Consider the following 1,451-nt stretch of genomic DNA (forward strand, 5'->3'; position numbering starts at 1 on the left):
GGGTGTGGCGGACTTGAGGGTCGTGGCGGTGAGAACGGAGGGGCCTCCATCGCCCTGCTCGTGTCCCAGGCCCAAGTGCTCGTCAACCCCGCCACGACCTTGCGCGCGGGCAACGGCGGACCCGGAGGACGCGGCGGAGCTGGTGGCCCAGGAGGCGGCGGCGGTGAACCCGGTCCGGGCGGTAAGACGACGGCTCCCCTCCAAGGGGAGCCCGCTGGGGGCGAAACTCGAAAGGCGCGCACGACCGGAGGCGCGGGCGGCAACGGTGGCAAAGGCGGGAGCGGCGGTATCGGCGGCGCTGGAGGCGGAGGACGCGGCGGGCCGTCCGTCGTCAGTTGGTGCTCCAGTGGGGCCATCACCTTCACGGATCCGGTAACGCGGGTGGCTGGCAGTGGCGGGCCTGGCGGTATCAGCAACGGCGGTATTGATGGGACCCAGGGCATCGCCGAACTCTCCGTCGGCTGCCCCTGACCCACCGTCCCCGCCCGCTGCTGTCAGGCAGCCGGCGTCGGGGCGGGACCCGGGGGCAAGAGCCTGTTCGCTCGCCCTCCGTGCTCCCGGCCACGGCTTCGCTTCCCGGGATTTCACCTGTTACGCTCCCTCGCGGTGGAGATGTCTTCCGAGCTGATCTGCGAAACCTGCGGCCTCACCGTTCCGTCCGACACGGCGGTGTGCCCTCGTGACGGCACCGTCGTGCTGTCGTCGTTCCAACCGCCTCCACCGGAACCGAAGGTCATCGTGGAGCACCCGCAAGCGGGCACCGAGTCCACCGCCATCACCGACCCCCTCATCGGCCTGAAGCTGGGCGAGTACGAGCTGCGCTCCCGCATCGGTGTGGGCGGCATGGGGCTCGTCTACGACGGCATCCAGCCCCTCATCGGCAAGCGCGTCGCCGTGAAGGTGCTGCGCCCGGAGCTGGCGCACTCCTCCGAACAGGTGGCCCGCCTCCTCGCGGAAGCCCGCGCCGTCAACGCCATCCGCCACCGCGGCATCATCGACATCTTCGGCTTCGGCCAGCTCCCCGACGGTCGCCAGTACATCGTCATGGAGTACCTGGATGGCCAGCCGCTCGACGCCATCCTCTCCGAGAAGGGCCGCCTGCCCGTCATCGAGGCGCTGGCCCTGCTCGAAGAAGTGCTCGCGGCCCTCGGCGCCGCGCACGGCGCGGGCGTGGTGCACCGCGACCTGAAGCCCAGCAACATCTTCCTCGTGCGCCAGCCGGACGGCTCGCGCTACGTGAAGCTGCTCGACTTCGGACTCGCCAAGCGCGGCGAAGGCCCCACCGGCCGCACCGCGCAGACGCGCACCGACATGGTCGTCGGCACGCCGGAGAGGGCGCCGAGGATGCCGAAGAAGAGCACCAGGCCCAGGAGGATGAGGTCGATGACCATGGATGGGACTCCTGGTGCCGCGTGCGCTCAGCGGATCTTGAACGACGAATCGCCCTTGGA

The 1,451-nt window shown here is 70.4% G+C and carries 1 protein-coding gene; it reads left to right on the forward strand.

All coding sequences use genetic code 11. The annotated features are described in order from the left end of the window. Positions 1–612: 612 nt before the first annotated feature. Positions 613–1,451: serine/threonine-protein kinase (locus tag D7V97_RS43000; protein ID WP_233583615.1), on the forward strand; the 839-nt coding region annotated here is incomplete at its 3' end.

It is taken from the genome of Corallococcus sp. CA053C, assembly GCF_003611675.1.
Taxonomy (GTDB): Bacteria; Myxococcota; Myxococcia; order Myxococcales; family Myxococcaceae; genus Corallococcus.